35 protein-coding genes are annotated in these 26,587 nt (G+C 69.9%); 12 read left to right on the top strand and 23 right to left on the bottom strand.

From position 1 onward, the window contains the following. Window positions 1-3 precede the first annotated feature (3 nt). The 7 genes from RYH79_RS10990 to btuC all read right to left on the bottom strand — a co-directional run bounded on the left by RYH79_RS10990 (window position 4) and on the right by btuC (window position 4,710). Window positions 4-984 (bottom strand): alpha/beta fold hydrolase, encoded by a 981-nt coding sequence (locus RYH79_RS10990; protein WP_370899041.1) that lies wholly within the window; start codon window positions 982-984, stop codon window positions 4-6. 63 nt (window positions 985-1,047) lie between these two features. Beyond that, window positions 1,048-1,152 (bottom strand): tryptophan-rich sensory protein, encoded by a 105-nt coding sequence (locus tag RYH79_RS10985; protein WP_370900870.1) that lies wholly within the window; start codon window positions 1,150-1,152, stop codon window positions 1,048-1,050. After that, the gene (locus RYH79_RS10980; RefSeq protein ID WP_370900868.1) at window positions 1,113-1,394 is read right to left on the bottom strand and encodes a TspO/MBR family protein; all 282 of its coding nucleotides are present in this window, start codon (window positions 1,392-1,394) and stop codon (window positions 1,113-1,115) included. The genes RYH79_RS10985 and RYH79_RS10980 overlap by 40 nt, the downstream gene beginning before the upstream one ends. A 24-nt stretch (window positions 1,395-1,418) precedes the next feature. Then, on the bottom strand, window positions 1,419-1,550 hold the full coding sequence (locus RYH79_RS10975; RefSeq protein ID WP_370899039.1) for a hypothetical protein: 132 nt from the start codon (window positions 1,548-1,550) through the stop codon (window positions 1,419-1,421). A 9-nt stretch (window positions 1,551-1,559) separates the two neighbouring features. Next, window positions 1,560-2,588 (bottom strand): class I SAM-dependent methyltransferase, encoded by a 1,029-nt coding sequence (locus RYH79_RS10970; RefSeq protein WP_370899037.1) that lies wholly within the window; start codon window positions 2,586-2,588, stop codon window positions 1,560-1,562. An 86-nt stretch (window positions 2,589-2,674) separates the two neighbouring features. Then, on the bottom strand, window positions 2,675-3,619 hold the full coding sequence (locus RYH79_RS10965; protein ID WP_370899035.1) for a heme ABC transporter ATP-binding protein: 945 nt from the start codon (window positions 3,617-3,619) through the stop codon (window positions 2,675-2,677). Continuing rightward, the gene (gene btuC / locus RYH79_RS10960) at window positions 3,616-4,710 is read right to left on the bottom strand and encodes a vitamin B12 ABC transporter permease BtuC (RefSeq protein ID WP_370899033.1); all 1,095 of its coding nucleotides are present in this window, start codon (window positions 4,708-4,710) and stop codon (window positions 3,616-3,618) included. Before btuC ends, RYH79_RS10965 begins: the two co-directional genes overlap by 4 nt. Before the next feature lie 58 nt (window positions 4,711-4,768). Between btuC and RYH79_RS10955 the strand changes: the two genes are divergently transcribed. The 3 genes from RYH79_RS10955 to RYH79_RS10945 are packed head-to-tail and all read left to right on the top strand — an operon-like array spanning window position 4,769 to window position 6,537. Then, window positions 4,769-5,959, top strand: coding sequence for a PGF-CTERM-anchored ABC transporter substrate-binding protein (locus tag RYH79_RS10955; RefSeq protein ID WP_370899031.1), 1,191 nt, complete (start codon window positions 4,769-4,771; stop codon window positions 5,957-5,959). A gap of 54 nt (window positions 5,960-6,013) precedes the next feature. Continuing rightward, a complete protein-coding gene (gene srp19 / locus RYH79_RS10950; RefSeq protein WP_370899029.1) occupies window positions 6,014-6,295 on the top strand; it encodes a signal recognition particle subunit SRP19 in 282 nt (93 codons plus the stop codon). Window positions 6,296-6,297: 2 nt separating this feature from the next. Next, on the top strand, window positions 6,298-6,537 hold the full coding sequence (locus RYH79_RS10945; protein WP_370899027.1) for an H/ACA ribonucleoprotein complex subunit GAR1: 240 nt from the start codon (window positions 6,298-6,300) through the stop codon (window positions 6,535-6,537). A gap of 98 nt (window positions 6,538-6,635) precedes the next feature. Here the strand turns inward: RYH79_RS10945 and RYH79_RS10940 are convergent, their stop codons facing one another. The 3 genes from RYH79_RS10940 to RYH79_RS10930 all read right to left on the bottom strand — a co-directional run bounded on the left by RYH79_RS10940 (window position 6,636) and on the right by RYH79_RS10930 (window position 8,470). Then, window positions 6,636-6,902, bottom strand: a complete 267-nt coding sequence (locus tag RYH79_RS10940; protein ID WP_370899025.1) for a hypothetical protein — start codon at window positions 6,900-6,902, stop codon at window positions 6,636-6,638. 63 nt (window positions 6,903-6,965) lie between these two features. Further along, the gene (locus RYH79_RS10935) at window positions 6,966-7,706 is read right to left on the bottom strand and encodes a DUF3592 domain-containing protein (RefSeq protein WP_370899023.1); all 741 of its coding nucleotides are present in this window, start codon (window positions 7,704-7,706) and stop codon (window positions 6,966-6,968) included. Between the two features lie 125 nt (window positions 7,707-7,831). Then, entirely contained in the window at window positions 7,832-8,470 is a 639-nt protein-coding gene (locus RYH79_RS10930) for a hypothetical protein (protein ID WP_370899021.1), read from the bottom strand. 220 nt (window positions 8,471-8,690) lie between these two features. On the opposite strand from RYH79_RS10930, the gene RYH79_RS10925 reads away from it, so the two are divergent. Beyond that, window positions 8,691-9,506: a hypothetical protein gene (locus RYH79_RS10925; RefSeq protein ID WP_370899019.1), complete on the top strand. Its 816-nt coding sequence runs from the start codon at window positions 8,691-8,693 to the stop codon at window positions 9,504-9,506. Window positions 9,507-9,531: 25 nt separating this feature from the next. Here the strand turns inward: RYH79_RS10925 and RYH79_RS10920 are convergent, their stop codons facing one another. Genes RYH79_RS10920 through RYH79_RS10905 form a run of 4 tightly spaced genes read right to left on the bottom strand, consistent with a single transcriptional unit; the run spans window position 9,532 to window position 11,859 of the window. Beyond that, window positions 9,532-9,804, bottom strand: a complete 273-nt coding sequence (locus tag RYH79_RS10920) for a DUF7314 family protein (RefSeq protein WP_370899017.1) — start codon at window positions 9,802-9,804, stop codon at window positions 9,532-9,534. A 40-nt stretch (window positions 9,805-9,844) separates the two neighbouring features. Further along, a complete protein-coding gene (locus RYH79_RS10915; RefSeq protein ID WP_370899015.1) occupies window positions 9,845-10,237 on the bottom strand; it encodes a DUF7315 family membrane protein in 393 nt (130 codons plus the stop codon). Between the two features lie 40 nt (window positions 10,238-10,277). Continuing rightward, window positions 10,278-11,174: an Sjogren's syndrome/scleroderma autoantigen 1 family protein gene (locus RYH79_RS10910; RefSeq protein ID WP_370899013.1), complete on the bottom strand. Its 897-nt coding sequence runs from the start codon at window positions 11,172-11,174 to the stop codon at window positions 10,278-10,280. Window positions 11,175-11,214: 40 nt separating this feature from the next. After that, complete coding sequence (locus RYH79_RS10905; RefSeq protein ID WP_370899011.1) at window positions 11,215-11,859, bottom strand: DUF7095 family protein; 645 nt, start codon at window positions 11,857-11,859, stop codon at window positions 11,215-11,217. Between the two features lie 100 nt (window positions 11,860-11,959). Between RYH79_RS10905 and RYH79_RS10900 the strand changes: the two genes are divergently transcribed. Beyond that, window positions 11,960-12,322, top strand: a complete 363-nt coding sequence (locus RYH79_RS10900; RefSeq protein ID WP_370899009.1) for a cell division protein SepF — start codon at window positions 11,960-11,962, stop codon at window positions 12,320-12,322. A 7-nt stretch (window positions 12,323-12,329) separates the two neighbouring features. On the opposite strand, the gene RYH79_RS10895 is transcribed toward RYH79_RS10900, so the two are convergent. After that, window positions 12,330-12,968: an IMPACT family protein gene (locus tag RYH79_RS10895; RefSeq protein ID WP_370899007.1), complete on the bottom strand. Its 639-nt coding sequence runs from the start codon at window positions 12,966-12,968 to the stop codon at window positions 12,330-12,332. 44 nt (window positions 12,969-13,012) lie between these two features. Next, window positions 13,013-13,498, bottom strand: a complete 486-nt coding sequence (trpY, locus tag RYH79_RS10890; protein ID WP_370900866.1) for a TrpY family transcription regulator — start codon at window positions 13,496-13,498, stop codon at window positions 13,013-13,015. Window positions 13,499-13,669: 171 nt separating this feature from the next. Here trpY and RYH79_RS10885 point away from each other — a divergent pair, with 171 nt between their 5' ends. Continuing rightward, window positions 13,670-14,803 (top strand): glutamate--cysteine ligase, encoded by a 1,134-nt coding sequence (locus RYH79_RS10885; protein WP_370899005.1) that lies wholly within the window; start codon window positions 13,670-13,672, stop codon window positions 14,801-14,803. A gap of 3 nt (window positions 14,804-14,806) precedes the next feature. Here RYH79_RS10885 and RYH79_RS10880 read toward each other — a convergent pair whose 3' ends face one another. Beyond that, window positions 14,807-17,032, bottom strand: a complete 2,226-nt coding sequence (locus RYH79_RS10880) for a S9 family peptidase (protein ID WP_370899003.1) — start codon at window positions 17,030-17,032, stop codon at window positions 14,807-14,809. Between the two features lie 206 nt (window positions 17,033-17,238). After that, entirely contained in the window at window positions 17,239-18,231 is a 993-nt protein-coding gene (locus RYH79_RS10875; RefSeq protein ID WP_370899001.1) for a DUF4349 domain-containing protein, read from the bottom strand. Window positions 18,232-18,336: 105 nt separating this feature from the next. Between RYH79_RS10875 and radB the strand changes: the two genes are divergently transcribed. Further along, complete coding sequence (gene radB, locus RYH79_RS10870) at window positions 18,337-19,038, top strand: DNA repair and recombination protein RadB (protein WP_370898999.1); 702 nt, start codon at window positions 18,337-18,339, stop codon at window positions 19,036-19,038. On the opposite strand, the gene RYH79_RS10865 is transcribed toward radB, so the two are convergent. Next, the gene (locus RYH79_RS10865; RefSeq protein WP_370898997.1) at window positions 19,039-19,677 is read right to left on the bottom strand and encodes an HVO_0476 family zinc finger protein; all 639 of its coding nucleotides are present in this window, start codon (window positions 19,675-19,677) and stop codon (window positions 19,039-19,041) included. Between the two features lie 261 nt (window positions 19,678-19,938). Here RYH79_RS10865 and RYH79_RS10860 point away from each other — a divergent pair, with 261 nt between their 5' ends. Beyond that, window positions 19,939-20,133 (top strand): cold-shock protein, encoded by a 195-nt coding sequence (locus RYH79_RS10860; RefSeq protein ID WP_370898995.1) that lies wholly within the window; start codon window positions 19,939-19,941, stop codon window positions 20,131-20,133. On the opposite strand, the gene RYH79_RS10855 is transcribed toward RYH79_RS10860, so the two are convergent. Together RYH79_RS10855 and RYH79_RS10850 are read right to left on the bottom strand one after the other, a co-directional pair. Then, complete coding sequence (locus RYH79_RS10855; RefSeq protein ID WP_370898993.1) at window positions 20,120-20,500, bottom strand: DUF8009 family protein; 381 nt, start codon at window positions 20,498-20,500, stop codon at window positions 20,120-20,122. The two genes, RYH79_RS10860 and RYH79_RS10855, sit on opposite strands and share 14 nt — an antisense overlap. Window positions 20,501-20,548: 48 nt before the next feature. Continuing rightward, a complete protein-coding gene (locus RYH79_RS10850) occupies window positions 20,549-20,695 on the bottom strand; it encodes a hypothetical protein (protein WP_370898991.1) in 147 nt (48 codons plus the stop codon). Window positions 20,696-20,807: 112 nt separating this feature from the next. On the opposite strand from RYH79_RS10850, the gene RYH79_RS10845 reads away from it, so the two are divergent. Further along, entirely contained in the window at window positions 20,808-21,977 is a 1,170-nt protein-coding gene (locus RYH79_RS10845; protein ID WP_370898989.1) for an HD domain-containing protein, read from the top strand. A gap of 176 nt (window positions 21,978-22,153) precedes the next feature. On the opposite strand, the gene RYH79_RS10840 is transcribed toward RYH79_RS10845, so the two are convergent. Then, window positions 22,154-22,825: an HAD family hydrolase gene (locus tag RYH79_RS10840; RefSeq protein WP_370898987.1), complete on the bottom strand. Its 672-nt coding sequence runs from the start codon at window positions 22,823-22,825 to the stop codon at window positions 22,154-22,156. A gap of 222 nt (window positions 22,826-23,047) precedes the next feature. Between RYH79_RS10840 and RYH79_RS10835 the strand changes: the two genes are divergently transcribed. Both RYH79_RS10835 and RYH79_RS10830 read left to right on the top strand, forming a co-directional pair. Further along, complete coding sequence (locus tag RYH79_RS10835) at window positions 23,048-24,016, top strand: sensor histidine kinase (protein ID WP_370898986.1); 969 nt, start codon at window positions 23,048-23,050, stop codon at window positions 24,014-24,016. Window positions 24,017-24,039: 23 nt separating this feature from the next. Beyond that, the gene (locus tag RYH79_RS10830; RefSeq protein ID WP_370898984.1) at window positions 24,040-25,578 is read left to right on the top strand and encodes a bacterio-opsin activator domain-containing protein; all 1,539 of its coding nucleotides are present in this window, start codon (window positions 24,040-24,042) and stop codon (window positions 25,576-25,578) included. On the opposite strand, the gene RYH79_RS10825 is transcribed toward RYH79_RS10830, so the two are convergent. After that, window positions 25,579-26,163 carry a response regulator gene (locus RYH79_RS10825; RefSeq protein ID WP_370898982.1) on the bottom strand — a complete coding sequence of 195 codons (585 nt, stop codon included), beginning with the start codon at window positions 26,161-26,163 and terminating at the stop codon, window positions 25,579-25,581. Window positions 26,164-26,340: 177 nt separating this feature from the next. Here RYH79_RS10825 and RYH79_RS10820 point away from each other — a divergent pair, with 177 nt between their 5' ends. Continuing rightward, window positions 26,341-26,520, top strand: coding sequence for a hypothetical protein (locus RYH79_RS10820; RefSeq protein WP_370898980.1), 180 nt, complete (start codon window positions 26,341-26,343; stop codon window positions 26,518-26,520). Window positions 26,521-26,587 lie beyond the last annotated feature (67 nt).

Raw genomic sequence — 26,587 nt, 5'->3', positions numbered from 1 at the left:
CGACTACTCCCGTTCGACCGTCACGGGTCGCTCGGCGTCGGCGGTGTCGCCCCGCACGGCGTCGACGAACTGCCGAGGGAACTCGACGTGCGGGAGCAGGAGGGCGTCGTCGAACACGACGAGCCGGGCGTCGGCGGTCTCGGCCAACTCGCGCCCCTCCGCCAGCGGCGGGAGGTCGGCCTCGCGGCCCCAGAGGATCGTCGTCGGCACGTCCAGCTCCGACAGGAGCGGGCCCAGCGCCACGTCGCTGTTGAGGCTGCCGGAGATGAACGATGCGGGGGCGAAGCGGGCGCCCTCCTGGTGGGCCGTGCGCCACTCGTACTCCTGCCAGTCGTCGCCGGCCTTCTCCGGGTCCCAGTAGCCGTGGTCGGCGTTGAAGTACCGGATCGACGGCTTCGACCCGAGGACGTTGTAGACCGCTTCGCCGACGACGGGCGCTCGGAGTAGTTCCCGCAGCCAGGCCTTGGGCGGCTCCGGGCCGCCGGTCGCGGTCGGGCAGACGAGCGCGAGCCGGCTCGCGGTCACGTCGCCCCGGTCCAACGCGGCGGCGGTGTAGGCGGCCGACAGCGAGGAGGCGAGCACGGCCGGCTCGTCGTAGCGGGCCAGGAAGTCCGCGAGGAAGTCCTCGTACAGCGCGGCGGAGTAGCGCAGCGGCGGTCGGTCGGAGCAGCCGAACCCGGGGAGATCCGGCGCGACGACGTGGTGGTCGGCCGCGAGGTCGTCGAAGATCTCGCGGAACTCCCCGCTGGAGCCGGCGGCGTTGATCCCGTGAACGAGCACGAGGGTGTCGTCGTCCGGGTCGCCGGCCTCGGTGTAGCCGACGTCCATCCCACGCCACCGGAGGGTGTCGTGGTCGCCGCTCAACGGCGGTTCGAGTTCGCCGGCCCGGGCGCGTAGCCCGCGCGAGACGGCGGCGGCCGCCCCCGCGAGGGCTACGCCGTAGCCAGCGTACTTCAGTCCGGATCGGAGACGTTCGAGAGCCATACGAGAACGTACGCCCGCCGGCGACTTAATAAGTGCGTGACAGACCGCCACCAGGCCGTCCGCTCAGTTCACGGCGAGGAACCGAGCGGTGAGCAGGACCGCGAACCCGGCCCACAGGAGGTACGGAATCAACAGGAAAGCGGCACGCCGGTCGACTCGACCGAACAGGACGGCCGTCGCGGCGACCGTGGGGACGAGCAGCCCGGCGACGGCCAGCGCGGCCGGATCGCCTGGAGCCCGAAGAACGTCGGCGTCCACGCCAGATTGACGACGAACTGGCCGACGAACGCCGCGAGCGCGATCGTCCGAGCACGCCCGGGCGGCGACCGGACGACGAGCCAGACGGCGACGCCCTGCAGGGTGAACAACGTCGTCCAGGCGACGGCGAACGTCGCCGACGGGGGGTAGATCGCGGGCTTGTCCAGCGTGGCGAATCACGCGGTGTCCGGTCCGGCCAACAGCGCGGGCGCGGCGCCGACGATGTCGACGGCGACGACGAGCGCCGCCAACCCGAGCGGCCGTTCCAGCCCACGCCCGATCCGTTCGACCGTCGTCCGGGAGTCCACGTCCGACCCCTACTCGCCCGGATCTGATAACTCCCCCTGCGCGGGCTCGCGTCGGGTGAGCCGCACGTCCAGACAGACGTTGAGTTCGTGGGGTGCGTACGACCGGACGACGTGCTCAGTCTCGACACTCACGTCGTACTCGTCGCCGGCGGCCGCACGGATAGCCCGCTCGCCGGGACCGAACGGGTCGTCTTCGTGTTGGATGTCGTAGTAGTGAAGGACACAGTCGTCGCCCGCGAGCGCGACGGCGGTGTCCAGGAACTCGTCTGCGGAGTGCGGGAGGTTGGCGATCAGTCGGTCGGCCCAGCCGCGGTACCCCCCGTCGCCGTCCGCGAGGGTGCGCACGTCCGCCTCGACGGCGGTCACGCGGTCGGCGACAGCGTTGCGGCGGGCGTTCTCCCGGAGGAACGGCACGGCGGCGGGGTTGGCGTCGACGGCGACGACCTCGGCGTCCCGGCTGGCCGCGGGGACGGCGAACGGGCCGACGCCGGCGAACATGTCGAGGAGTCGCTCGTCCGGCTGGACCTGTTCGATCACGCGGTGACGCTCCGTCGCCAGCCGGGGTGAGAAGTACACCGTCGTCGGGTCTACCAAGAACTCGTGGCCGTACTCCCGGTGGACGGTCTCCGTCTCCTCGCCGGCCAGGAGCGTCCACTCCCGGACGCGGTACTCCCCCTGGACCTTCGAGGCGCGGTCGACGACGGCCTGACAGGGCACGTCGGAGTCGACGACGGCGTCGGCCACCTCGCGTGCCCGGCTCGGGTCGTCCTCGTCGATCACCACCACGTCGCCGAGCCGTTCGTAGGTGGGTTCTTCGTCCAGCAGATCCGCGGGCGTGGTCTGTCGGTCGCGCTCGCCGGTCGCACGGTCGACGACGGGCAGCTCCGACGGCACCGCGTCCGGGTCGACGACGGGGACGTAGATCCGGCCGTCTTCGACCTCGATCCGGCGGTCGCCGTCCAACAGCCCGGCGTCGGCGAGCCGTTCGCGGGTCGTCTCCCCGCGCTCGCGGGCGACTCGGACACACGGTGCGTTCACGACCCGCTGTCGGCGGGCCGCGGTCAAGGGCGTGTCGGTCGTGGCCGTCGGTCCGTCCGCGGACGCCCGACCGGAGCGCCGTCGCGTCACTCGTCGGACGCCTCGACCCCTCCGGGTGACTCGGACGTTCCGGCCTTCTCGGACGACTCGGACGCCTCGACCCCTCCGGGTGACTCGGACGTTCCGGCCCTCTCGGACGACTCGGACGTTCCGGCCCTCTCGGACGACTCGGACGAGCCGGAGGCGTCGTCTGGCAGCGCCGTCACCCGCGGGGTTCCGGTCGTGGGGTCGCGGCTGAGCTCCGTCGGGACGCCGAACGCCGTCCGGAGCGCGTCGCTCCCGAGGACGGTCGCCGGGTCACCGGCGGCCTGGATCTCGCCGTCCGCGAGCAACAGTAGTCGGTCACAGTACCGGGCAGCCAGGTCGAGGTCGTGGATCGCTGCCAACACGGCCCGACCGGGGTCGCCGTCGACGGTCGACCGGACGAGCCCCAGCGTGCGCACTTGGTGGTTGATGTCGAGACTCGCGGTCGGTTCGTCCAAGAGGAGCACGGGTGTCTCCTGAGCGAGCGCCCGGGCCAGGAGGACGCGTTGACGCTCGCCGCCCGAGAGGGTCTGGACGGAACGGTCGGCGAACTCCGTCACCTCCGCGGCGGCCATCGCGTCGTCGACGGCGGCGCGGTCGTCTGCGTCCGTCCGACCGAACCGGGAGACGTACGGCGTCCGACCCATCTCCACCACGTCGGCGACGGAAAAGTCGAACGAGAGGCTCGTCCCCTGTGGAACGGTCCCCACCCGGCGAGCGATCTCGCGGCTGGAGTGGTCCGACAGCGGGGCGTCGTCGACGCGGACCGTCCCCGAGTCGGGGGTGAGCGTCCCGTTGAGCGTCCGGAGGAGCGTGGTCTTGCCGGCGCCGTTCGGGCCGACGAGCCCGACGAACTCCCCGCGGTCGACGGCGAGTGACACGTCCGTCAACACGGGTTCCCCGCCGAGTCGGACCCGGAGGTCCGACGCCGACAGCGCTCCCGTCACAGCTCGTACACCTCCCTGGTGCGGAGGAGGTACAGGAAGAAGGGGGCGCCGGCGGCGGCGGTGACGACGCCGACCGGGATCTCCACGACGCCCGACCGAGCGACCGTGTCGGCGACGACGAGGAAGCTGCCGCCGGCGAGTGCGCTCGTCGGCAACAGGACGCGGTGGTCCGGGCCGACGAGCAGCCGGACGCCGTGCGGGACGATCAGCCCGACGAAGCCGATCACGCCGGTGACGGCGACGGCCGCGCCCGTCAACACCGACGAGATTGCCAACAGGGCTCGCTTGGAGCGTTCCACCTCGACCCCGAGCGCGCCGGCGTCCCCCTCGCCCAGCAAGAGTACGTTCAGGTCGCGGGCGTACGCCGACAGCGCGACCACGAGCGGCGGGACGACGACGGCCGCGACGGCCACCTCGTCCCAGCCGGCGTTCTTCAGGTGGCCCATCAGCCAGAACACGACACGGCGCATCGACTTCCCGGAGAAGAGGATCATCGTCGAGACGACCGCACTCAGGAGCGTCTGGATGGCCACCCCGACCAACAACAGCGTCGCGGTCGGCGTCCGACCGTCCCGGGTGGCGATCAGGTAGACGGCGAAGCCGGCGACGAGCCCGCCGAGGAAGGCGGCCGCCTGGAGCCCGAGCCCGAACGGGAGCGCGAACGGCAAGACGATGGCGGCGACGGCACCGACGGCGGCGCCCGACGACACCCCGACGATAGAGGGGTCGGCCATCGGGTTGCGGAAGAACCCCTGCATCACGGTGCCGGCGGCAGACAGCGCGATTCCGACGAGCGCCGCCAGCAGGATGCGCGGCAGTCGAACCGTCCGAACGATCACGGCGTACGTTCGGTCGACGGAGAAGTCGAACAGACTGACGAACTCGACTGTCATTCCGGGCGTCTGGAGCAGCCCCGGGGCACCGTCGAACGACACCCCGACCGGGAGCTTGACGGCGTTCAACACCACTGCCGCGACCTCCAGCGCCGGAATCGAAACCGGACCGACGCCGGCGCTGACGACGACCGACACGACTAGCACCACCGTCGCGGCCGCGGCGTACGCCGCCGTCCGTCGCCACACTCGCTGCACGGGTACAAACTCACTTGATTTAGTCAAGCATATATTGCCTTCGGTCCACGAGACTGACGTGACCGAGTTCAAGAGACTGGCGGCGACCCTGGCGGTCGTCGCGTTGCTCGCTCTCGCCCCGGTCGGCGTCGCCGCCGCGGGCGCAGTCGGTGTACAGCCACAGACACAGGAACAGATCCAGGCACAGACACAGGAACAGATCCAGGCACAGACACAGACGACGTGTGAGTTCCCGGTGACGACGACCGACGCCACCGGGACGGAGGTGACGGTGACGGAGCGCCCCGAGCGGGTGACGACACTCCAGCCCAGCGCCGCCCAGACGATGTGGGAGATCGGCGGCCGCGACCAGGTTGTCGGCGTCTCGAAGTACGCGACGTACTTGGACGGTGCCGGCGAGCGAACGAACATCTCCACCGGTGGCTTCGGAGGGGCGAGCGTGGAGAAGGTGGTCGGCACGGAGCCGGACCTGGTGCTCGCACCCAACGTCGTCCGCAACGAGACCATCCAGTCGCTGCGGAACGCCGGCCTCACTGTCTTCAAGTTCGAGGGGGCCGGTGACATCGCCGACGTCCGTCAGAAGACGACCCTGATCGGGAAGCTCACGGGCAACTGCGCGGGCGCCGCGGAGGCGAACGCTTGGATGACCGCGAACGTGGAGGCCGTGAGCGAGGCGACGGCCGACACGGAGCGACCGACCGTGTTGTACCCGCTGTCGGGCGGGTTCGTCGTCGGTGAGGAGACGTTCATCACGCAGATGATCCGGGCCGCGGGCGGCCAGAACGTGTTCCGCGGAGAGATCAGCGGCTACAGAGAGGTGTCCAGCGAGGTGGTCCTCACGAGCGAACCGGACGTGGTCGTGTTCGGCGACACGACGGCGTACCTCGCCGGCGAGAAGCCGTACCGACAGCTATCGGCGGTCCAACAGAACCGGACGGTGACGGTGAACACGAACTGGCTGAACCAGCCGGCACCCCGGTCCGTCGTCTACGGCGTCCGGAACCTCTCTGCGGGGGTCGCGCCCGAGACGACGGCAGACGTGTCGTTCCCCGCCCGCGACGAAGTGAGCGTCGCCACGGAGACGCCGACGGCCACGGAGACGCCGGAGCCGGCGGCCACGGAGACGCCGGAGCCGACGGCCACGGAGACGCCGGAGCCGACGACGTCCACGTCCGCGCCCGGGATGGGTGCGGTCGTTGCGCTCGTCGCAGCCGGGGTCGCCGCGTTGCTCGGCCGGCGACGGGCGTGAGCCGCCCGCCGACGGAAGGGTAACGCACTTGCCCGTGGCCACGCCACTCGGAGTATGGTCGAGAACGTCCTGTGGCCCGCCTACTTCGACGCGGAGCTGACCCGCGCGGACGGGCGGCGGCTCCCGACGGACCAGGCGGTCCCGGAGCCGACGGTCGACGAGATCGCCAAGGCGGTCCAGCAAGTCGGGTACGACGCCACAGTCGAGCGCGGGAAGACGTACTCTAGAGAGTACGAGACCCGCGGGCGCGTCCTGGCACGGGGAACGACCGACACGACGAAGAACGACCTCGTGCGGGCCGTCGGCGCCTACGTCGCGGCCGTCCGCGGGGAGTAGCCGTGCGCCGCGTCGGCGAAGTGGTTCGAACGGCCCAACGGCTCGCGATCGTCAGGGTGCCGGCAGAGGCGACGGAGCCGCCGTCGATCGGCCGGCGCGTGGTCGACGAGTCGTTGGAGACGGTCGGCGAGATCGTCGACGTGTTCGGGCCAGCGGCGCGGCCGTACGTCGCCGTCACGCCCGACGACGGCGTCTCTCTCCCGTCGCTCGTCGGGCAGCCGGTGTACGCCCGGTCGTCGTGAGTCGGTCGCGCCGGACGACGACAGTAGTGCCGGACGAGAGTAGTAGTGTCGGACGACGACAGTAGTGCCGGACCGCGACAGTAGCGCCGGGCAGCGATCTACCGCCGGGCAGTCGCGCGCGCGATCACGACACCGGCGGCCACGAGCCCGCCCGCGACGACAGCCATCGTCACGAGCCGTCCGGTCTCGCCGTTCTGTGCCGCCTCCAGCGCGAACGGGAGGAGTCCGGCGGCACCCCCGACGTGTAATGCGACGACGAGCCGCGGGATCGTCACCGGCCCCGGGAGGGTGTCGTCCGTGTCGGTCCCCGCGATCGCGCCGTCGAGCTCCGGATCGAGGTGCTCCGAGAGGTCGTCGTCCGTCACGGCCGTGGGTCGGGACCCGGTGAGGAAAACTGTCTCGGAGTCGGACGGCTCGGCGCGTCCGCGCTACCGGCGTCGGAACGCGGTCCGGACGCCCGTCAGACCGACCACGACCAGACCGACGGCGTAGCCGAGCCGGCGGGTGCCGGGCGGGGCGACGGCGAGGTAGACGGCGACGACCGCGAGCGCAGCCAGCGTCGCGGTTCCCCACACGACCCACTCTGCGGTCCCGGTCAGCGGCAGCCACTCCACCCCGTCGCCCGTCGTCGTGTCGACCGGGTCGGCCAGCTTCGGGGTCCTGTGAGCGGGCTGGTCTGTGACACCCCGGAGTGCAACGTCCAGGATCGTCTCCAGTCTGAACCCGGGTGTGGTGAGCACCGCGAGCAGGTACGGCGCGACGATGAGCGCGGCGAACCCGGGAAAGAGGGCGTACCGCCCGACGAGGTAGCTCTCGCTCGGATCGGCGGGCCGGTAAGACACCGTCACGCGCTCGCCCGACTCGAACCGCTCGACCGTGACGACCGTCGCTCGCTCGGTGCCCGACGCCCACGCCGGGAACGGCCCCTGACCGGTGTACCGCTCTCCGTCGACCGTGTACGTGTACGTGAGATTCGTCCGATAGAACTCGTCGTTGATGAGCTGTGGTATGTCGAGCGAGTCCTCCTCGACGCTCGCCGTCTGGACCGTGCCCGTCGTCGTCGCTGCGGTGTTCACCCTGTCGTACTGACTGACCACGTCGGCGGTGCCGACACCGAGCAGCAACACTGCGAGGAGGACTCCGACGAGCAGCTGTCGCCGTGTTGTCATTATCAGATCTGTTGAAAATTGTATTTTATATCTGGTCTTAGTAGAGTATGGCCAAGACAAGATGTCAACTACAGAAAAATTGGCACAAGCGATCTCTAACCTGTGTCTTGTGGTTAATCCGACCCTCACTCGCTGGCTGGCCCCGGCAGCACCGAGGCGCCGATTAACACTGCGTACGCGATACACGCCAACGCAGTGATAGCGATCAGCACCTGCTCTGGCGGAACGTAGCCGATCTGCTGGAACCCGTCCTTGACGGCATCGTAGACGGTGTCGTAGAGGTCATTGGCCAACGCGACGACGGTCTCCTTCGGAGAAATAGTACAGTTTTGAGGGCTGATGCAGACTTCTTCTCCAGTTCCGGATTCAAGCTTGAGAGCGAGTGGACACGGCTTTGACGGGTCGATAATGAGGTTCAACGCTGCTTTGTACCGAACGGTTCCGCCGATGGTTCCGTTCTCAATCTCAACGCCCGGCCCCCAGCCGACTGCCATGCGGGTTCTTAATCCACTGTATGTCAGGCCGCCACATTGGTACGAAGTTATACTGACCGGAGATGGAGCCTTCATGCACACGTTGTCTGCAAATGGGACCTGTGCGCAGAACTCAAGCGGTAGTGCCGTCGGAAGTTTGGACAGCCAACTCGGAATACCTTCGGCACTCAGTTCCTCGGTGGCCGCGAGGTCACGGGCGGCACGCTCGCGGATCACCTGACGGAACCGGTCCATCTCCTGGGTGGTGAAACCGTCGCCGTCACCAGTCACCGTCACCTTGCGTCATGCATGAGTTAGAATTGAGAGGTGATAATTAAGCCTTTCTATTTGGAGCGAAATGAGCTTGTTACGACGTGCGGTGCAAGCGCTGTACGTGAACGTTAGCCGTCGAAAGAGCATTTTGGTCTGTGTATGCAATATCTGTGTCTCGGACGCGGCTATACCGGTAGTAGAAGTAGATTTATACACGAGCGACGATACTTTCCCGCGTATGAGTGTCACACTGGATCTGTTCGCGGCCGCCGGGTTCGACCGGCTCTCGATCCTCCAACGGGAGCTGTCGGCGCGCGTCGACGAGACGGACGCGGACGCCGTCTTCGTGGAGTCCTCGGACGACGAGTTCGGCCTGACGGCGTGGGCTCGCGCGTTCCTCCGGTCGCCGGCGACGGCGACGGGGTTCGGCCTCTACAGTCTGGTGGGCTACGCTCTGTACGCGCTCGGAACGCGGAGTATCAGTTCGCCACAGGAGTGTGCGGCCGACAGACTGGAGACGGACCGGTCGACGCCCGTCTACCGAGTCGAGGGGTCGTCGTCGGGCCTGTTTTCGACCGGCGGGCTCGTCTCTACGCTCGTCGAGTGGGTCGCCGTCGCTGCGACGGCGTTCGTCTTCTCGGCGACGGGTGTGGCGACGACGGTCGCGGCCGCGTTTCTCGCCCCGACAGCCGTCCGTCTCGTCGCACGCTCCACACAGACGCTCGCGGCACTGCTCGCCGTGCTCCTGACCCCGGCCGTCGCTCTCCTGCTCGTGGTCGACACCGGCTCGACGGCTGCCCTCGCCGTCGGCGTCTTCGCGTTTCTCGTTGCCAGCGCCCGACAGACGGGCGACCGGGCTGCGGCAACGCTCGACCGCGTGGAACGGGTGAGCGCAGAACACGGCCACGAGCGAGTCCTCCTCCTCGCAACCCAGACCACGGTGTCGAACCTCCGTGGACGACAGTCGGACTCACCCGGCCCGGAGATTGCGTCGGCTTGGGTCCGACGCGCGTTCCGCGAGGGACGCCGGAGCGAGGCGACGACTGACGCCTGACGCCCGTCCGGGTCTCTGCGTCCGTTCAGCTCCCGGAGCCTTCCGCGAACGCCTCCTGGGCGCGCCGGAGCGCCGGCACGAGCACCCAGAACGTCAGCGGCCCGACGATCGCCATCCAGAAGAACACGTCGTTGAGGAAGATACCGACGGCGTCGAACACGTTGGCGGGCTCCGACGGCGCGGCGATCAGCTGGCGGGAACTCTCGAAGGAGGTGGTGCGGTACCACCCGGCGAGCACCATCCACGCGAGGCTGGCCCCGGTGAAGATACCCAGCCCCTTCATGAACTCGTCGGCCATTACCGGGCGTCGGGCGCGGGTCGTCTTGAGCGTTTCCGTCTCACTCCGCGGCGCCGTCGGCCGGCGGCTCGTCGGGCTCGTCGTCACCGTCCTCACCCATCCCTTCGGCCCGAAACCGAGAGCCGAGGACGTACACGACCGCCCCGAGCGCGATGCCGGCCAGCCCCAGCACGGCGAAGACGGGCTGGAGTGTGGCCCACACCCCCGGCGACACCTGCACGGCGAAGACGGACAACACGGCGTTGACGGCGAAGCGGACGACACCGCCGGTCATCACGGCGGCGTCCAGCAACACGAAGCCGCCGACGACGCCGACGACCGCCAACAGCGTCGAGAAGACGGTGACGGTCTTGTAGATCGGCATCGGCACGACGACGTCCCGGCTCCCGCGCTCGTCCGTCTCCGCTCGGTCGGTTCCCCCGGCGTCACTCATGCGCCGGTGTACACGGCCGCGGTACAACTGCTCTTCGGACTCACTGCCGGAGCGCGGACAGCGCCTCGGCCGCCTCCCGTGCGGCCGAGAGGTGGTCCGCCGCCGTCCGCGGATCCGTCGCCTCCGCCCCGCGGGTCGCGTGCTCCGCGATCGCGTCCGTCAACGCCGCCCGCGCAGCCGCGAGGTCGCCGCCCGCGGGTGACGACCGTCGTCGTGTCGCCGGCTCTCGCCGTCCAGTGTCGGCAGCGTCGCCGGCGGGCTGCCGACCGGTGGCGGCGTCGCCACCGCGGCCCTGCCGTTCGTGCGTCTGTGTCCCGCCGGACTGTGTCGTGTGCCCCTGCGCTGGCGTCGGCTGGGCGTCGCCGGCAGCGTCGGCCGCCGTGCGGCCGCTGTTGGGAGCGTCGGCCGCCGTGCGGCCGCTGTTGGAAGGGTCGGCCGCCGTGCGGCCGCTGTTGGGAGCGTCGGCCGCCGTGCGGCCGCTATTAGAAGCGTCGGCCGCTCTGCGACCGTTCTCGGTGCGCCCGCGCTCCGGCGTGCTCGCCTGTCCCTGCTGTGGCGGTCGTTGACCGCCGGCCGCGGCGGGTTCCTCGGACTCGCTCGCCTCTCGAGCCGCCTGCCCGTCGGCTGCTTGCCCTTCGGCCGCCTGCCCGTCGGCTGCTTGCCCTTCGGCCGCCTGCCCGTCGGCTGCTTGCCCCTCGGCCGCCTGACCCTCGGCCGCCTGCCCCTCCGCCGAACAGGTGGGACAGAACTCCTGGTCGTCCTTGCGGAAGATGGGGTCGCCACAGGTGTCACAGTGCCTGTTCGTCATCGTCGCCCCCTTCAACAGGAGGTCGCTCATGCGCTGGGTGGACTGGCGGCGCTCGGCGTCGTCGCCGTACTTCTCTTCCAGCTTGCGTCGCTCCGCCTCGCGGTCGAAGCCGTCGCCGGAGTCGCTCATACCCGACCCGTCCGGGTTCGACGGCGAAAAACTCCGTCCTTCACACCACGTCGCCACGGACGGTCGCGGACTCCTGGCCCTGGCGGTGGCCCCGGACGGCCTCGGCGATCTCCGTGGCAGTGTCGTCGGCCACGTCCAGCATCTCGAACGCGCCCGTCAGCGTCGGGAACGGGAGCTCCCCCGCCCGGAGCTTCTCCAGCGTCTCCGTCGCGCGCGTGCCGTCGGCCCACAGCTGGACCCCCCGAGGGTCCAACACCTGGGCGTACTGCTCGCGGTCCAGCGCGGCCTGCAGCCGACGGGTGACGTTGTCGTCGAACGGCGCGTTACACACCTCCAGGTGGATCGGCTCGTCGTCCGGCAGGAGGTGTGCCGCCAGACACTTCTCCGGGGCGGCGTGGCCGGTGTCGTTCGCCCGGAGGTGCTCCGGGAACGCCCGGGCCCACTCCGCCGAGACGGACTGCCCGACCCCGTCGACGCCGTGTTCGGCCCGGAACTCCGCGGCCGCGTCGTCGTCCCCACGGAGGTGGAGGTCCTTCGTCACGTACACGTCCAGCCGGTCGACGGGGTCCAGCCCCAACGCGACGTCGCCGTACACCCACACCTCTCTCACCGGGACCGGGGTGGGTTCGGATTCGATCGTGTCGAGAATCGCCTCCACGCGGTCCAGTGCGGCCGTGCGCTCCATCGTCCGTCCGTCGGCGACGCAGCGTCGTAGGGGTTTCGCTCGCCGTGACTCGTGTGTGTCTGACGTAAGTTCTTAACACCGCCGTACCCGTGGGTGGAGTATGGGGATCATGAGCAAGATTCTCGGCGGGGAAGACGGGCGGTCCGCCGGGGACTACGTGGAACTCGAGGCCGAGGACTTCGACACGCAACGGGGGACGGCGGCGATGCAGGTCCACATCGCGGAACTGGGTGACCAGACGGACGTGATCGAGATCAAAGACGCGGTCTACGACGGTGACTTCGTCATCGCCGACATCACCCGCCACTCCACCTCCGACGGGACGACCGAGCACCTGATCGACGAGCTCCGCCAGGTGACCAAGGAGGTGGACGGCGACATCGTCCGGAAGGGTGACGACCAACTGATCATCGCGCCGACCGGCGTGAGCATCGCCCGGACGAAGCTGAACGAACAGCCGTAGTCGTCGGTCAGTCGATCTCCGCCCGGCCGGAGGTGGCGGACCTGATCCGGTCGCGCAGCCCGGCGGCCGTCTCCGTCGGCGCGGCCACGTCGAACGCGACCCGCTCGGCGTACGCCGCCTCGAACTCCGCGTCGGCACCCTCCAACAACCCCCGGACCGTCCCGGAGTCGTCGTACGCGACGGTCACGGCGAACCGCTCGCGCGGGCGCCGCTCCGTCACGCCGGCGGCGTCGACGGCGTCTTTGACCGCCCGAGAGTACGCTCGGGCCAGCCCGCCGACGCCGAGGTTCGTCCCGCCGTAGTAGCGCGTGACGACACAGACGAGACTACGGAGGTCTCGTTGCTGGAGCACGTTCAGCGCCGGCTTGCCCGCCGAGCCGGACGGCTCCCCGTCGTCGCTCTCGTACTCTCGGAGCAGCCCGCCCCCGGTCGGGGTGTCACCGACCTCGGCGCCCGACTCCCCGTCAGCGGGCACCCGGTAGACGGGGACGTTGTGGGTGGCGTCGTCGTACTCCGTCCGGACGGTCTCGACGAACGACTCGGCGGCCCCGGGGTCGCTCGCCGGCGCGACGTGACCCAGGAACTCCGAGCCGCGAACCTCGAAGCTCGCGGTCGCGCGCTCGGCGACAGTGCGGTACGGCTCCACGCCCGACGACTCGGTCCGGAGGCGCAAGTGCGTTCTGCTCCCGGTCAGAACTCGACGCTCCGGACGTACGACAGCTCTCGGATCTCGACGAGGAGCTCTCCGGGCACCTCGCGGTCCGTGATGAGGTACAGCTCCGGCTCGTCGGCGAACTCCGGATCGTCCGACAGCACCTGTCGCAGCGGGACGTCTCGCTCGGCGAGCAGCCCGGTGATCTCCGCGACGACGCCGGCCGCCTCCGGCTCCCCCACCTCCACCGTCAGCACGGTCAGCCCGAGCACGGGCGCGAGATCCATCAGACTCGGGACGGCCGTGATGTTCCGGAAGATCCGCCGGAGTTCGTCGTCCTGGAGGATCGCGTCGGTGGTGGCGTCCACGACACGCCGGTCGACGTCCGCCTCGCGGGCGATCCCCGTGTCCGGGATCTCGATGCCGCCGGAGACGACCCGGCCGTCCGCGTTGACGGAGAACCCCCGCTCCAACAGGAGTCTCACCACCGTCTGCTGGCCGGGCGAGCCGGCGAACTTCTCCATGATCCGGCCGAACTCCGTGTCTGCCGGCTCGTGGCCGTCGCTCGCGGGCGGCCCGTCGACCACGTTCCCGTCCGTTGGGTCGTCGTCTGTCATCCGTCTCTCGGCGGGTCGGGCCGAACACTCAAAGAAGCTCCGTCGCCGACGGTGGCCGAGTCAGGGGGTATTTCAGTGATGCCGCCGAACCACACAGCGATGGAAGGGTCGGAGGCGTTCACACGCACTGGCAGTCTCGGTGTCGAAGAGGAGTTCTACATCGTCGACGACGCCGGCCGACCGACCGCCGGGATCGACGACCTGGTGTACGGTGACCGGGAGCCACCCGCCCGGCTCGCCGACCGTCTCGCACACGAGCTGTTCGCGTTCACGATCGAGACGCAGACGCCGACGATCGAGACGCCGACCCCCGACCGGATCGCCACAGAGGTGCACGAGACGCGCGACGCGCTCGTCGACCACGCCGCCGCCGACGGCTACCGGATTGCCGGCGCCGGCCTCCACCCCGCCGCTCGGTGGCGGGAGCTCGACCACGCGGAGAAGCCCCGCTACCGCTCGCAGCTCGATCGCATCCAGTTCCCCCAACACCGCAACACGACCGCCGGCGTCCACGTCCACGTCGGCGTCGACGACGCGGACAAGGCGGTGTGGGTCGCCAACCAAGCCCGGTGGTTCCTCGGCCCGCTCCTGGCGCTCTGTGCCAACTCCCCGTTCTGGAACGGGTTCGACACCGGGCTCGCGTCCGCCCGGGCGAAGATCTTCGAGGCGCTGCCCAACACCGGCGTCCCGACCCGGTTCGACGACTTCGAGTCGTTCCGCCGGTTCGAGCGCCGGATGCTGGAGGCCGACCGCGTCCGCGACCGAGGAGAGCTCTGGTTCGACGTGCGACCCCACACGGAACACGGCACCGTCGAGGTGCGCGTGCCAGACGGCCAGTCCGACCCCGATGTCGTCACGACCGTCGCGGAGTACGTCCGGGCGCTCGTCGTCGACCTCGCCGAGCGGTACGAAGACGAGACGCAGCCGACGGCCCCGCCGACCGTCGATGTCGACCGCGACGGCCGCGGGCTCCGCCGGGAGCTCCTAGACGAGAACAAGTGGCGCGCGATGCGGTACGGCCACGACGCGGACTTCCTCGACCGCGACGGGGACAGCCTCGTCACGCTGCCGGACCACGTCGAACGGGAGACGGACCGACTGGGCACGGACGCGCTCGTTGAGCTGTTAGAGCGGGAGTCCGGCGCCGCACGGCAGCGCCGGCTCGCAGGCGACGGAGAGTTCGACGCGCTGTGTCGGGACTTGGTGTTGTAGCCGCTACGCTCCCGACTCCTCGGCACCGCCGGTGTCGCCGTCTGTGTCGTCTTCGTCTGTGGCGTCGTCCGCGTCGTCGTCCTCACTCCGCCCGTGCGGATCCTCACCGTCTCCGTCGACGGCGGGGTCGAACCGTTCGTACCACGCCAACACCTCCTCCATCCGGTGGATCGCCCGCTCCGGCTCGCCGACGTTGTGGTGTTCGTCCTCGTAGACGACGAGCCGCGCGGGTACGTCCTGTTTCCGGGCGGCGACGTACAGCTGTTCGGACTGGCTGGGCGGACACCGCCAGTCGCGGCCGCCGGCGGCGACGAGCAGGGGGGTGTCGATCTCGCCGGCGTCCGTGATCGCGGAAGCGGCGTCGTACGTCTCCGGCTCCTCCCACGGCAGGCCGAACTCGTCGCTCACCAGCGCGTGGCTGTCGTCGGCGCCGAACGACGCCCGGAGGTCGTAGATCCCGTGCTCGGGGGCGGCGGCGGTGAACAGGTCCGTCTGCGTGACGAGGAACCCCTGTGCGATCCCGCCGTACGAGAAGCCGTAGCCGAACACACGGTCGGGGTCGACCCAGCCGCGGTCGACCAACGACTCCACCCCGGTGACGATGTCCGTCACCTCGTGGGTGCCCCACTGGCCACGCAGCGTCTCGGCGAACTCGCGGCCGTACGAGGAGCCGCCCCGGTAGTTCGGGCGGAACACGACGTACCCCCGCGAGGTCAACACGGTGTGGGCGTGTGAGAACTCCGGCTCGTCGTAGCTCACCGGACCGCCGTGGATGGCGACGACGACTGGGTGATCGCCCTCGGAGAGGTCGACCGCCGGATCGCTGTACACGATGCCCTCGATCTCCGCGTCGTCACTCTCCCAGGACACTCGCCGAACCTCCGGCGTGGAGTGGTCGGCGAGGAACGACTCGTCGGTGGCCGACAGCCGGGTGAGTGACGCTGGCTCCGTCGTCGCGTCCAGGTCCGCCGTGTCGACGGCGAACACGTCCCGCCCGTCCGACGGGTCGGACAACACGAACGCACACCGGTCGTCGCCGTACTCGAACCCCGCGAGCGCGCGGTCGGTGCCCTGGGCCTCGAAGATCCGTTCGACCGTCCCGTCCGTTCCCACCCGGACGAGCCGCGTCCGCCCCTCGTCGCCGATCTGGCCGACGAGCGTCGACTCGTCGGTCCAGTGGAACCGGCCGCCGGCCGTCCGGTCGAGATCCGCCGTCAGCGGCCGCGGGCCGTCCGGTCCGGTGACGTACACCTGCGCCGGGATACACCAGTTCTCCGGGTCGCGTCCGACGAACGCGAGCCGGTCGCCCGTCGGGTCCCACTCCGGCGCCGACGCGGCGACGTCGCCGTCCGTCTCCCGCCGGAGAGCAGAGCCGTCCGGCCGGATCGTGTACACGTCGGTCGCCAGCGTGTCGTCCGGTCGGTCGCCCCGACACGAGAGGAAGGCGATCCGGCCGCCGTCGCCCCACGCCGGCTGGAGCCCGTACAGTTCGCCGAACGCCCCGTTCGCGCCGTAGGCGTCGTCGAGTCGCTCCGTCTCGCCGTCCAGTTCGACGACGTGGAGGTAGGTGTCCACCGTGTCGAGGTAGCCCACCCCGTCGAGCTTGTGTTGGAGTCGTTCCGTCTCGACCGGCCCGCCGTCCTCGCGGCTGTCCAGGTACGCCCGTTCCTCCTCGGTCGGGTCGCGGGCGGCGACGACGAGTCGGTCGCCCGCCGGCCCCCAGTCGAACGACCGGGCGCCCTCCGCGAACGCCGTCACCTGGCGGGCGTCGCCGCCGAGCGCCAGGTCGAACAGCCAGACCTGTGGTGTCGGCTCGTCGCCGCCCGCGCTGTCGCCCGTGTCCGTGTCGTCGGGGTCTGTCTCGTCCGTGTCGTCGCCGGCGTCGTCTACGTCGGCGGTGTCCGCCGCCGTGTCGTCGTCCGTCTCGTCCGTGTCGTGTCCCACCCGCCGGTCGGTGTCTTCCTCGCGGGTCGCCAGGAAGGCGAGTCGGTCGCCGTCGGGGCCCCAGGCGGGGCTGCTGGCGCCGTCGACGCGGGTGAGTCGGTGTGGCGCCCGCGAACCGTCCGTCGGGACGACGAACAACGAGGTGACGTTCTCCTCTTCGTCCGGGTCGGCCTCGACGGCGGTGAAGGCGACGCGGTCGCCGTCCGGAGAGAGGGCGGTCGATCCGACTCTCGTCAGGTCGTAGTGGGTCTCTAAGGGGACCGGTGTCGGCTCGGGAACGGCCATCGCCGGCCAGTCGGTGCCCGGTCACGTAAGTGACAGGCTATCGGTCGTCGTGACCGGCTCCGCCGGTCGGACGCTCACGGCGGCCGGGGACGGTGAGTGTGTGGGTGTGGAGAGAGTAGTTCCGTCCCCGCACCCGGCCGTCGGGACAGCGTCGGAAAATAGCTTGTGGTCGGGGTGGTCTCGGTCGCCGAGTCGTCGGGGTGGTCTCAGTTGTCGTCGTCGTCCGGCTCGTTCTCTAGGTCGACGGTGCCGCCGGAGTCGCCGTCGGCCGTCCCCGTGCCGTTCGCCGTCGACTCCGTCGTCGGGCGACGACGGTATCGCCGGACTGCGTACAGTCCGCCTCCCAGCGGCAGCCCGACGACGACCAGGTACGGCAGCGCGTACGCCGTCAACACGACCGTGCTCTGGAGGAACACCACGACACCGTCGATCGACTCCAGGAACGCGCTCGTGACGGGGGTGTCGTACCACGCCGTCCCGAGGTCGTCGGGGGGGTCCGGCCGCGGCTCACGGATCTCGACGGTGATCGTCGTGAACGCCACCTGTCGTTCCAACTGTTGGAGCTGTGCTTCCGTGCGTTCGATCTCCGTCTGGACCCGCGACAGCTCCTGTTGTACGGCGAGCACGTCCTCCGTCGTGTTCGCTCGGCGGTAGAGCGCCCGCAGCTGGTCGCGTTCCTCTCGGAGGTTCTCCAGGCGTGCCTCCAGATCCACCACTTGGTCGGTCACGTCCCGGGTGGACTGCTCGGAGGCCCGCACCTCCCCGGTCTCGTTGACCACCGCCAGCGCCTCCGTGTAGTTGCTCGTCGGAACCCGGAGCGTCACGCGACCCACCGTCCAGGTCCGGTTGCCCGCTCCCTCGACGCGACGGGTGGAGTCGCCGACGAACCCGCCGGTGGACTCGGCGTACGCCGCCAGCCGCTCGCGGGCGGTCTCGAAGTCGTCGACGACGATCCCCACCCGTGCGGTTCGGATCAGCTCGCGGCCCCGATCGACCTGTGCGGTGTCGTCGGCGGCGCCGTACTCGGCACCGTCGGCCGCGCCCGACTCCACGGGCGTCGCGCGGGCGGCGTCGGCCTCGCCGGTGAGGGTGAAGCCGCCGCCGGCACCGGACTCTGCGCCGGTCTGGACGGAGTTCCCGCCAGCACAGCCGGCCAGGACGACCAACAGTATCGTCAGAGCTGTCGTGTATCGGCTCACGGCCGCCCGCTACTCCGGCTGCCGACTTGAGGTTTCCCGAGACTCAAGTCGTCGCTGTACACACCGTCCGGGAGGTTCTTGTACCGGCACGACCCACTCGATTCCGTGTCTGACCTGCTCACGACCGGCTGTGACGCGTTCGACGACCTGTTGGGCGGCGGGGTAGAACGGGGTGTCGTCACCCAGTTGTACGGGCCGCCGGCCTCCGGGAAGACGAACGTCGCGCTGACGGTCGCGGCGGCGGCTGCCGTCGACGGCGAGCGGGTGTTGTACGTCGACACGGAGGACCTGTCCGTGGCGCGGTTCCGAGACATCGTCGCCGCCCGCACGGACGAGGCGTCCGTCGAGACGGTCGCGGAACGGCTCATCGTCACGGAGGCGACGGACTTCGACGAGCAGGCGGAGGCCGTCCGCGACACGGAGGCGTTCGCCGAGCAGGTCGGACTGATCGTGTTGGACTCTGCGACCGGCTTCTACCGCCTCGAACGCACGGCCGAAGGGTCGGAAGGCGACACGCTGCGGGCGGTCGGCCGCCAGGTGACTCACCTCCTGTCGCTCGCCCGTCGCCACGACCTCGCGGTGATCGTCACCAACCAGGTGTTCTCCGACCCGGAGAGCGACCGGACGCGGCCGCTGGGCGGGAACACGCTGGAACACTGGACCGGCGTGGTCGTCCGGCTGGAACGGTTCCGCGGCGGCAACCGCCGTGCGACCGTGGAGAAACACCGCTCGGAGCCGGCCGGCGAGCGCGCCCGCTTCCGAATCACGGACGCCGGGATCGAGGACGCGACGGACGCGGAGCCGTAGCTACCACCCGGACCAGGCGCTCGTCACCTGGTCGCGGGCGAACACTCGTTTCACGTCTTTGGCGAACACGCTCTGGCCCTCGGAGTCGGCTTTGTCGTACGGGTAGCCGTCGGCGTCGTCGCGGACGTGGACGCCGACGATCTCCACCTCCTCGTCGCCGAACGTCTCCGCGGCCCCGACGGCGAACTCGTACTCCCCGGGGACGTACAGCTTCTCGCTCCGGCTCTCTCGCTTCCGGCCGTCGTTCGGGTGGATCGTCATGTCGACACCGACGTTGTCGACGGATCGGGTCCAGACGGTCTCTGCCGTCTCGGCGGTCGCCGACTCCGCGCGACCCTTCTCCACCTCGACGCTCGTCACCCGGACCTGTTGGATCGCCTCGCTGGTCTCGGCGACGAACTCGTCGCCGACGGCGAACTCCTCGTCCGGCTCGACGGTCGTCGTCGTCGGCCAGGACTCCCCGTCCTGGGAGACGATCACCTCCACCTCCGTCGTCTCCGGCTCCGACAGCTCCGTCTTGTGTGTGTGGTCACACTCCGTACACCGCACCGTCGCCTGGCCCCCGGGCTTCAGCAGTTCGTGGACCGTCTCCGTCCCGCAGGCCGGGCAGTCCGCCGGCACGCGGCTCGTCTCGCTCATACGACCGACTCCACGACCGAGCGGGATAAACTCGGCGAGCCGTCGATCACCGGCCTCCCGAGAGTCGTGGATCGGCGCCGAGTCCCTACCGCTCTCCGTGAACCGGGCGAACGCAGCCGGGTGCGGGTTCGCTCGTGCCCGACAGACCCCGAGCGCGCTCCCAGTCTGTATCGAGGTCTGCCCCACGGCCGAAAACTGCCGGCGAGTCGGCCCGTAGATATTTGTGGTTCGGCGGAGACGTTCCCGGTGAGGTATCAGCGAATGGCGCAAGGGACGGTCGCGTTCTTCAACGACACGGGTGGTTACGGCTTCATCGAGACGGACGACGCCGACGAGGACGTGTTCTTCCACATGGAAGACGTCGGCGGCCCCGACCTAGAGGAGGGGCAGGAGGTGGAGTTCGAGATCGAACAGGCAGAGAAGGGACCGCGAGCCAAGGAACTCACTCGGCTGTAGACGCACCGAGACCGACCACGCGGACGGTGACCTCCCCGTGGTCGGTGTCGAGTGTCGTCGTCTCTCGCAGCGAGTCCGCGACCCGAGAGCGCCACGTCTCCGGGTCGCTCCCGGGGTACGGCGGCACGTCCGTCACGAACCTCCGGGGGTGGACGTGGAGCGGTGCGGGCTCGTCGTACGTCGCTTCCGTGCCGTCGACGTGGAGTCTGGCGCGCATCCGGCCGGCGAACGGCGGGGTGATCCGCAACACCGTGTCCCGGCGGTTCCGGTCGCGCGCCTCTACGGCCGCGACCACGTCCGCGACCGTCACCGCGACCGTGTCGATCGCGGTCGGGTCGTCCCCGTCGGTGGCTGTGTCGTCGCTCACGCGGTCACGTCCGAGCCACACGGAGAAGAGCGTTGTCGACCGAACTCGCTACGCCTCGCGGTACTGGCCGCCCGCTCGTACCTCCTCGAGCGACTGCTCGGAGAGAGTACCGCCACAGTCGGGACACGCCGCCCGGAAGGAGGCGGCGCTCACACTGCACCCGCAGTCGACACAGACGAACGGACGCTGCGACATCGTGTGCGCTTGAGTCGCGTACCGTGTTAAATGTTGTCACGGGTACAGAACCGTTCCGACGGCGCCCGGCCGCAACGACAGAGTTTCCACCCGACCGCCACCACCCGAGTGTGTGACTGCGATCAAAGACTCCGTCCACGACTACGTCACTCTCTGTCCGGTCGCCGCGGACCTGCTCGACACGGACGCCGTCCAACGACTCCGCCACATCAAACAGCTGTCGACCGTCCGGCTCGTGTACCCCTCCGCGTCACACACGCGGTTCGAACACTCGTTGGGTGTCTACCACCTCGCCTCGCGCGCGCTGTCGTCGCTCGGGATCGAAGGGGACCGCGCTCGCCACGTTCGCGCGGCCGCGCTCGTCCACGACGTCGGCCACGGACCGTACGGCCACCAGACGGAGGAGGTGATCCAACGGCGAACCGGTCGGGACCACGACGAACTGGGTGACCTCCTACAGACGACGGAGATCGGGGCCGTCCTCCGGGACCACGACCTCTCGCCGGACCGGGTCGCCACGCTCGTCCGCGGCGAGGGAGAGCTCGGTCAACTCGTCTCCGGGGAGCTGGACGTCGACCGGATGGACTACCTCGTGCGCGACGCCCACCACACCGGCGTGCCGTACGGCACCATCGACCACGAACGGCTCGTCCGGGAGCTGGAGTACGCAGACGGGGAGCTCGTGCTCGCGGAGGGGAACGTCGCCACGGCGGAGTCGTTGTTGCTGGCGCGGGCGCTGATGGACTCGACCGTCTACCGCCACCACGTCTCTCGGATCGCCGGCGCGATGTTGGAACGCGCCTCCGAGCGACTCCTGGCACGGACGGACACGGACGTGGCGGCGTTCCGGCGGATGGCCGACCACGACCTGCTCGTCGCACTCCGGGAGTCCGTTCCGGAGCTGGGCCGTCGGATCGAGTACCGGAATCTGTTCAAGCGAGCCGTGTGGGCCGGCGTCGAGGAGGTGCCGGCGACGGTGGTCGACATGGACCACGCGGACGAACGCGACGCAGAACGAGAGATCGCCGAGCGCGCCGACGTGGAAGAACACACCGTCGTCGTCGACGTGCCCTCACGGCCACGGTTCAAGGAGGCCAACAGCCGGGTCGTCGTCGACGGTGTCGTCCAACGCCTGGAGGACGCCTCGGACCTGGTGTCCGGACTCCGAGCGGCCCGCCGGGGCGGCTGGCGGATGGGGGTGTACGCGCCCGCCGACCAGGTGCCGGAGGTCGCCGCGGCCGCCGTCGAGGTGTTGGGACTGCCCGAGGCGGCAGTGGCGTGACGCCGCCGAGGTGTTGGGACTGCCCGAGGCGGCAGTGGCGTGACGCCGCCGAGGTGTTAGTTGCCCGAGGCGGCAGTGGCGTGACGCCGCCGAGGTGTTAGTTGCCCGAGGCGGCAGTGGCGTGACGCCGCCGAGGTGTTAGTTGCCCGAGGCGGCAGTGGCGTGACTGGCCCCGTTCACGACCCGCGAATCGCCGCCTCGAACGCCCCTAGCGACGCCACGTCGTACGTCGGTTCCACGTCCTCGAACGTCGTGTCCTCGGCGAACGGGCGCCGAACGAACGCGCTGTCGACGCCCGCGCGGTGGGCCGCCCGCACGTCGCTCGGGCGGTCGCCGACGTAGACGGCGTCGTCGGCGTCGACGGCCGCGAGCGCGCGCCGGAGGTACGTCGGGTCCGGCTTCCGGTTCTCGTGGTCGGAGAGGTGTGGGTCGAGCCCGTACAGCGCGTCGAACCGGTCGGCGAGGTCGAACGCGCCCAGGACGTGCTCGACGGCCGCCTGGAGGTTGTTGGAGACGACGGCAGTCGCCGCCGGCAGTTCGGTCACTCTGTGGGTGTCCTCGTACGTCGTCTTCTCTCCGCGAGCGACGGCCGTCCGCTGCCCGGTGGTCACGAGTCTGTCCCGGTGGGTCCACAGGTCGGCGAACGTCACGCCGTGCTCCGTCTCGAAGTGGTCGGTCGCCGCCTCGACCGTGGTGTCGAGTGTCCGAACGGCGTGGAACTCGTACTCCGTCGGCTCCTCGACTCCAGCGGCCGCGAGCGCGGTCTCGGCCGCCTCGTCGAACACCCACCCCGGTGTCCGCTCTACGAGCACCCCGTCCATGTCGAACACGACTGCGTCGTACTCCATTCGACTGTAGCTCCGGGCGCCAGCGACCTGTCGGTTCCGATTGCGGCGGTTCGCGCTCCGGGCTAGCCACGAACGGTGGTCTCTGTGTAGTTAGCCCTCCCGATTAAACAGCGGGCCACCGTACTATTTGTAACCACAGTGACGCCGCGACGCTGCGGTGTCGAACGATACAACACGATGACGGGCGACCACACCCCTCCACAGACGGCCCCGGCGTGCGACGTGACAGACCCGACGCTGTCGTTTCGCGTCGCCGACGGGCGTGCGACCGTCGTCGGGGCCGACGAGCGGTTCCGGACCCGGTACGGCGACCCCGGCGAGCGTCGACTGTCTGCGGTGCTGGCGGAGATCCTGCAACGGCCGGCGCCGGCGACGCTCGCACGCGAGATCGCGGCCGGCGACGACGACGACCGGTACGCCGTCACCGACGACGGGGACGACCCGGACCTGCTCGTCCGACCGACCCACGACGGGCCGACGAGCGGCCGCGTCCAGTTCGTCGACCTGCCGTCCCCGCCCGCACGGGCCGACGAGGGAACGGGAGAGACGACGACCGAGGAGACGGTCGACGGTCTGGACGGCGAGGCGGTGGCGAGCGTCCTGGGCCACGATCTCCGGAACCCGTTGGACGTGGCGAAGGCGAACCTGCGTGTCGCCCGCGAGACGGGGGAGACGGAGCGGCTGGCGGCGGTCGCGGACGCCCACGACCGGATAGCGACGATCGTCGACGGCGTGTTGACGCTGGCGGGAGCCAACGGGATCGACGCACGGCCGGTGGACCTCGTCGCGGTCGCCCGGCGCGCCTGGGACGCCGTCGCCACGGGTGACGCCCGGCTCCGTGTCGCGCCGTCGTCGCTGTCGGCCCGGGGCGACCCGGCGGCGTTGGAACGGTTGTTCGAGAACCTGTTCCGCAACGCAATCGAGCACGCCGGGCCGGCGCCGACCGTCCGGATGGTCGAGACGACCGACGGCTTCGCGGTGGAAGACGACGGGCCGGGGGTCCCGCCCGCGGCCCGCGACCGCGTGTTCGAGTCCGGTTACTCCGGCGACGACGGGACCGGACTCGGGCTGGCCATCGTCGCCCGAATCGTCGCGGTCCACGACTGGTCCGTCCGCGTGACGGACGGCACAGACGCCGGCGCACGCTTCGAGGTGGCCTGTCCGTCGCTCGCGGCACCGACAGACACATAGGCTGCGCGGGTCAGTTCCCGACGATGGACGGGCTGTCCGACTGCCCCGTCGGGGTGCTCGACGTGACTCACGACGGGCGAGTGACCGCAGCCAACCGGACGGCAGTCGACCTGCTGGCGGCGGACGACCCCGTCGGCGACGGCGTCACCGAGGCGTTTCCTCACTCCGTCGAACGCACCCTGCCACGGACGTTCGAGGCCGACGAGCCGAGCGACCGAACGTTCGAGGAGTACTACCCGGAACTGGGGCAGTGGTTCTCGGTGACGGTGTCGCCGGGGCCCGACCGCGTCCGGGTGTACGTCGAGGACGTGACGGACAGACGCGAACACGCACAGGAAGCGGACCGACTCCGGGCGGAGCTGGACCGGATGGCGGTGATATCCGACCTCGTGTCTGCGATTCTGGTGGAACTCGTCGGCGCGACGACCCGCGAGGGAATCGCCGAGACGGTCGTCACCCGGCTGGGCGAGACGGATCGGTACGCCTTCGCCTGGTTCGGCGAGCGGGAGATCGGCGGCGACGACGTAGTGATCCGGGCGTCGGCCGGGGCGACGGACGGCGCGATTGAGCGCATCCGGGAGAGTCTCGACGCCGGCGAAGTCGGTCCGGAGGAGCGCGCGATGGAGACCGGGGAGGTGCGGCTCGTCCAACCGGTCGCGGACGACCCGTCCGTGCCCGAGCCGGTGCGTCAGACTGCGTTCGCCGACGGGATCCAGTCGTTGCTGTCGATTCCGCTCGTGTACGGCGACACGGTGTACGGCGTCGTCGGCGTGTACGCGACGGAGGCGGACGCCTTCTCCGGACGAGAACGGGCCAGTTTCGGGACGCTGGGCCGGGTCGCCGGCTTCGCGATCAACGCCGCTCGCCACCGCAACCTCCTCCTGTCGGACACGGTGACGGAGCTGACCCTGGAGTACACCGCCGACGCCGGGCCGCTGCCGGACGCCTCGGCGACGTTCGGCACGGAACTGTCGCTGGACGGCGTCGTTCCCCAAGAGGAGAGTCGTCTGCTGTGTTACGTCAGCGTGTTGGACGCCGACCCCGCGGGCGTCGCCGACTACCTGGCCGACCAGTCCGGGGTCGAGCGCACCCGCGTGATCGACGACGGGGAGACGGACGGCTCCGTCGAGGTGGAACTGGTCGGCGAATCGCCGCTGGTGGCGGCGTCGGCCCTGGGCGGGACGGTCGCGTCGGCGTCGTTCACCGACGGCCGTGGGCGGATGGCGGTCGAACTGTCGCCCAACGAGGACGTGCGACGAATCTCCGAGACGATCAAACGAGAGTTCTCGGCGGACCTGGCGGCCAAACAACAACGGGAGCGCTCCGTCACGACGGAACGCGACGTACGGGACGCGCTGGGCGACCGCCTGACGGACAAACAGTCGGAGGCGCTGCGGACGGCGTACTTCGCGGACTACTTCGAGTCGCCACGCGGGAGCACGGCCGAGGAGGTGGCGGGGTCGCTCGGGATCACGGCGCCGACGCTGTTGTACCACCTGCGGGCGGGCCAACGGAAGTTGTTGTCGTCGTTCTTCGAGGAGCCGGCCCGCGAGGGGCGGTAGTCAGATCCCCTCGCGGCTGACGTCGTCGAACGTCTCCAGAATCTCCGGGTCGGCCAGCAGCCGAGTGATCCGCGCCTCCAGTGTGTCGACTGCCGCCGCCACCTCGCAGTAGCGCTCGTTGCCGTCGCGTTCCTCCGCCGGGATCTCGGCAGCGATCACGGCCCGCTTGGACTCCTGGCTGAAGTACTCCCCCAGGAGGTCGTACGCGAGGACGGTCCGGTGGTGGTCGATGGCGGCCTCGAGCCCCTCGCGCTCGACGGGCTTGCGGAGGTAGTCGTCGAACGGGAGGTCCAACACGTCGAACCCGGGGTCGACGGCCGTCAGCATGATGACCCGCCCCTCGAACCCCCGTTCGTCCAGGCGCTGTAGCACTTCGTCGCCGGACATCTCCGGCATCCGTCGGTCGAGCAGGACGATGTCGACGGTCTCCTCGTCCACCGTAGCCAGCGCCTCCGGCCCGCTGTACGCCGCCTCGACGTCACAGACGTTGCGGAGCCGCAGCGCGTAGGCGTCCGCGACCTCCTTCTCGTCGTCGACGACGAGCACCCGAACGTCCGATATGTCGTCGGTGTCTCTTTCCGTCACTCCTGGCTCACGTACGTACTCAGTCTGTCCCTCTCATATAAATCTGCCACACACTACGGCGTCACCGTCTCGACACGCACACGCGCCGGCGTCTGTGTAGTCAACAGTCCCGCCAGACGCGTGACTAGGTAGTTAGCCCCGCAACCGAAACCCGCCCGGTGCGTACGTCTGGTCGTGATGGCAGCCACAGCCCCCAGCCGAGACACGACGGAGACGACCGACGGGACGACCCTGACACACGCCCGTGTGATCGCCGCCGCCAACTCCTGTGGGTGGTGTGGGGGCTCCCTCCACGGCGACGCCGTGGACGGGAGCGTCGTGGTCGCCTGCTCGGACTGTGGACGCGACTTCGTCTGACGACACCATCACGACACCGCGTTCCCCCAGACGATCCCGGCTTCGGCCCTCCACACGACCCCGGCCT

It is taken from the genome of Halobaculum sp. MBLA0143 (assembly GCF_041361465.1).
Taxonomy (GTDB): domain Archaea; phylum Halobacteriota; class Halobacteria; order Halobacteriales; family Haloferacaceae; genus JAHENP01.
Note: the sequence above shows the minus strand (reverse complement) of the source record. Positions and strands in the feature narration are given on the sequence as shown.